This window comes from Acinetobacter sp. 251-1 (assembly GCF_030329305.1).
GTDB lineage: Bacteria > Pseudomonadota > Gammaproteobacteria > Pseudomonadales > Moraxellaceae > Acinetobacter > Acinetobacter piscicola_A.
Genome location: NZ_JACANS010000044.1, coordinates 1 through 4,167, shown reverse-complemented (window position 1 = coordinate 4,167; position 4,167 = coordinate 1). Strand labels below are relative to the sequence as shown.

Sequence of the window (4,167 nt, the reverse complement as noted above, 5' to 3'; positions counted from 1 at the left end):
TGCAATATCAATATGCTTTTGTCTTCTACAAATAGTGGAATACGAATATCGCTGATATTCGAGGCTATCCAATCTAATCTACAAAGATGAATGAGACTTTGAACAAAGCCCGTGACCATACGTAAAGACAGACGGAATAGAATTTAATCATCAGACAGCATTGGATAGCGACATCAGAATAGATTTGATTTCGACCATGTTTGCCTCTTGGTTGAGTTTTGGGATCAAACCAAATAGAGATTTTCCTCGATTTATTAATGCTCTGTTATAACAACACCAATGGGTTGTACGATAGATTTTAGGTGTGGGCTTATTCATTCGAGAATTATAATGTTGAATAAGCCTTTAACTGTAGGTTTGTGCAACAAAGCCACTTATATTACTATGTCAGGGACGATGCAAGAATTAAGGTAACCTTGTGAAAATAGCGAATACGAAATTACTAGCTGGTACTTTTATAGCCCTAACTTTAACTATGCTTAGCCCTGCCGTACTTGCAAATGATAACAATGATATACGAAAGACTGTTGTAGTTAAGTTTGCAAAAAAATCTTACTCTGCAAATTATTACGGAAGGATAGATGGATACAAGTATGATTCCTACAAATTTTATGCTAAAAAAGGGCAAAAGTTAAAAGTGAGGTTGACTGGAGGAAATGTTGAAACTTACTTATGGGGTAATCAATTAAAAGACTCAATCAATCTTGGAGAATATTCTCCAGAGCTTGATGATAATGGTATTTATATTTTACCTGCTTCAGGTGAGTATGAAATTAGAGTATTACAACCTAGATCACAGGCAAGAAAAGATAAAAAACCTCAATACTGGATGAGTATTAACATTAAATAAAGACTTGCTAGATTCGTTTAAACTTTTATACAAGGGTTCAAAAACTATTGCCAGTTAAACGGGGCCTGATTTTTACGTGTATGTGTTTATGTTAGTAAAATGATGCAGTTTACTTGTTTAATACCCTGAGGAATAATTTAATCTTGCTGTGCGTTAGTCACGTTTCTTTCAAAAGTTGATTATATCTTTCAGCCTAAACGTCGTGATATTCAAACTCTTCTGATAGGAATTTGCAGTGAAAGAATAGGCGAAACTTGTCTTAAATAATGGTAATTCCTTATCTTTAAAATAGAGAACGCCCGATGAAATTCATTGGGCGTTTAATTTAAATAAGTGTCAGCTTATTTTTAAGTAGATTTACTTGAAAATCACGATTGTTTTTCTAAATTGCCTTTAAAAAATCAATCTTGCTATTTTTGACTTTTCACACCATTTTGTTCAATTTGTACTGCGGCTTGCCAGCTAGGTAGTTGGCTTAAACCTGCTACATAACGTTGGATATGAGGATAATTTTCACCTTGTCCCATATGATGAACTAAAGCATGTAGTCCAAAGCCCATCATAAAGTCAGCACCGGTTAAACGGTCTGCCACTAGAAATTCTTTATCTTTTAAATATTCATTTAAATAGCTAAATACTTTATTGAACTCAACTTGAGTATAATTTTCTAGAAATACCAACTTCGTGCCCTGCTTGGTTTCTATCGCATTAAACGTTTTTAACAAAAATGGCAGCATGGCAGAGCTTTCTGAGAAATGAATCCACTGTAGATAATCGACATAGGTAGGTTCATCCATATCTGGTGCTAAATGCGGCGCAAGTTGCTGAATTAATAACTCAACGATTGCGCCTGACTCTGCAATAACTTTGCCATCCCATTCCAATACTGGAGATTTCCCTAAAGGATGAATGGTTTTTAAAGAGTCAGGGGCCAAATGCGTGTTTGAGTCACGATAATAGCGTTTCAGCTCATAAGGCTGCTTGATTTCTTCAAGTAACCACAAAATGCGAAAAGAACGTGATTGATCTAAATGATGTAGTATAATCATGATAATTCCTATTTTTTTAAATTTTTACAACCACTTTGCCAAAGTTTTCGCCTTTCAACATACCATTGAAAGCATTGATCGTGTTATCTAAACCTTGCACCATATGCTCTTTATATTTGATTTTTCCGTCTTTCAACCATTCAGACATTTGCTGATAGAATTGCGGATACTGACTGCCATAATCATCAAAAATAATAAAGCCTTGCATGCGAATACGCTTTTTTAAAAGGGTGGAAATAAAGCCCGGTAAACGGTCTGGGCCTTGTGCTTGCTCGGTAGCGTTATACTGGGAAACCACACCACACACCGGTACACGTGCCGCAGAGTTAAGCAATGGCCATACCGCATCAAACACTTTACCCCCTACATTCTCATAATAAATATCAATACCGTTGGGAACAGCTTGTTGTAATTGTTCTGCAAAATTTTCATCATGATGATTGATACAAGCATCGAAGCCGAATTCTTCTACTGCATAACGGCATTTTTCAGCCCCACCTGCGACGCCAACCACGCGACAACCTTTAAGTTTGCCAATCTGTCCAACCGTAGCACCAACAGGTCCCGTTGCAGCGGCAACGACCAAAGTTTCACCAGCTTTAGGCTGACCAATGTCCAACAACCCCATATAAGCAGTAAATCCTGGCATTCCCAAAATACCTAATGCCCAAGATGGATGTTCAGGTTGCATACCTAAGCTTTGACATGCAGTCCCATTAGAAATTGCGTAGCCCTGCCAGCCATTTCCGGAAAGAACCCACTCGCCTTCTTTGAATTTTGGGTTTTTAGAGGCCACCACTTGACTGACTGTTCCACCGACCATCACTTCACCAATTTCAACCGGTGCCGCATATGAAGGAGCATCACTCATGCGACCACGCATATAAGGATCGAGTGACAAGTAAATGGTTTTTAACAATATCTCGCCTTGTTTAAGTTCATTAAGCTCAACTTGCTCAATACGAAAATCGCTGTGTTTTGACTCACCCACTGGCCGTTTAGCTAAAACGATGCGTTGATTAATAACTGTTTTCACACATATAACTCCATGTTTTATTTAGAAGTATTTCTCTTCATAATTAAAAATTAAGATTAAAATTTCTTTACATCCATTGTAGATGAGTTATAATAAAAAACAATACGACTGGTCTATTTTTTACAATAGAGTAAATAATTAATATGAAGCCTACTCCTATTAAAAAGTCTGAAGCGAAGCGCTTACACATTCTTAACACCAGTTCAGACCTGATTTTGCATAAAGGTTTTACCGGTGTAGGATTACAGGAAATTTTACAGAGCTGTGAGATCCCTAAAGGCTCGTTTTATCATTATTTCCAATCCAAGGAAGCTTTCGGATGTGAATTGGTACAGCATTATGTAGATAATTATCAAGTCCGTTTAAATGATGTATGGCGTAGTGATAAATCCCCTTATCAAAAGCTAATTGAGTATTTTAATTTATGGATAGAAGATCCTGAAACACAGTGTGGTTGGGCGGATAGCTGTTTAATTGTGAAACTTGCCGCAGAAGTTGCCGATCTATCTGAAGATATGCGCTCCATTATGTCCGCTGGCGTCGATGATGTAATCGAACGTATTGCTGGTTTAATTGATTTGGGAAAACATGATCAGTCTATCCAAGCAGATACTGAGGCCTCGACGTTGGCACAAGTACTTTACCAAATGTGGTTAGGTGCAGCATTATTGAGTAAGTTGCAAAAAGATAAAACACCACTACATCAAGCTCTGAGAGCAACTAAATTTCTATTAAAAAATTGAATATTCATAAAAATTAAATTAAATATCAATAACATAATCAATAATAGCAGTCCAATGATTACTTATTAATGTGTTGCTATTAGATCAGTTTGCAATCCATGAGGGCTTTGTTGCACAAACCTACAGTTAAAGGCTTATTCAACATTATAATTCTCAAATGAATAAGCCCAGACCTAAAATCTATCGTACAACCTATTGGTCTTCTTATAACAGGGCATTAATAAATCCAGGAAATATTTCTATTTGGTTTGATCCCAAAACTCAATGGTACGCTCAACCAAAAGGCAAACATGGTCGAAATCAAATCTATTCTGATGTCGCTATCCAATGCTGTCTCATGATTAAATCTCTATTCCGTCTGTCTTTACGTATGGTCACAGGCTTTGTTCAAAGTCTCATTCATCTCTTTAGATTAGATTGGATAGCCTCGAATATCAGCAATATTCGTATTCCACTATTTGTAGAGGACAAAAGCATATTGATATTGCG

4 protein-coding genes and 2 pseudogenes are annotated in these 4,167 nt (G+C 36.7%); 3 read left to right on the top strand and 3 right to left on the bottom strand.

Features of this window, described 5'->3' with window-relative positions:
- A pseudogene (locus tag HX129_RS17535) lies at window positions 1-318 on the bottom strand (transposase); the annotation flags it as partial.
- Window positions 319-418: 100 nt separating this feature from the next.
- On the opposite strand from HX129_RS17535, the gene HX129_RS17530 reads away from it, so the two are divergent.
- Window positions 419-850: a PPC domain-containing protein gene (locus tag HX129_RS17530; protein WP_286436389.1), complete on the top strand. Its 432-nt coding sequence runs from the start codon at window positions 419-421 to the stop codon at window positions 848-850.
- 410 nt (window positions 851-1,260) lie between these two features.
- Here HX129_RS17530 and HX129_RS17525 read toward each other — a convergent pair whose 3' ends face one another.
- Both HX129_RS17525 and curA read right to left on the bottom strand, forming a co-directional pair.
- On the bottom strand, window positions 1,261-1,899 hold the full coding sequence (locus HX129_RS17525; RefSeq protein WP_111861136.1) for a glutathione S-transferase family protein: 639 nt from the start codon (window positions 1,897-1,899) through the stop codon (window positions 1,261-1,263).
- 16 nt (window positions 1,900-1,915) lie between these two features.
- Window positions 1,916-2,935: an NADPH-dependent curcumin/dihydrocurcumin reductase gene (gene curA, locus HX129_RS17520; protein ID WP_286436388.1), complete on the bottom strand. Its 1,020-nt coding sequence runs from the start codon at window positions 2,933-2,935 to the stop codon at window positions 1,916-1,918.
- A gap of 143 nt (window positions 2,936-3,078) precedes the next feature.
- Here curA and HX129_RS17515 point away from each other — a divergent pair, with 143 nt between their 5' ends.
- Both HX129_RS17515 and HX129_RS17510 read left to right on the top strand, forming a co-directional pair.
- Window positions 3,079-3,678 carry a TetR/AcrR family transcriptional regulator gene (locus tag HX129_RS17515; RefSeq protein ID WP_130075527.1) on the top strand — a complete coding sequence of 200 codons (600 nt, stop codon included), beginning with the start codon at window positions 3,079-3,081 and terminating at the stop codon, window positions 3,676-3,678.
- 157 nt (window positions 3,679-3,835) lie between these two features.
- Window positions 3,836-4,167 (top strand): annotated as a pseudogene (locus HX129_RS17510) (transposase); the annotation flags it as partial.

Bases quoted from the DNA above. Each gene is read 5' to 3' on its own strand.
- HX129_RS17525 (WP_111861136.1), bottom strand. From the start codon at position 1,899: ATGATTATACTACATCATTTAGATCAATCACGTTCTTTTCGCATTTTG.
- HX129_RS17515 (WP_130075527.1), top strand. From the start codon at position 3,079: ATGAAGCCTACTCCTATTAAAAAGTCTGAAGCGAAGCGCTTACACATT.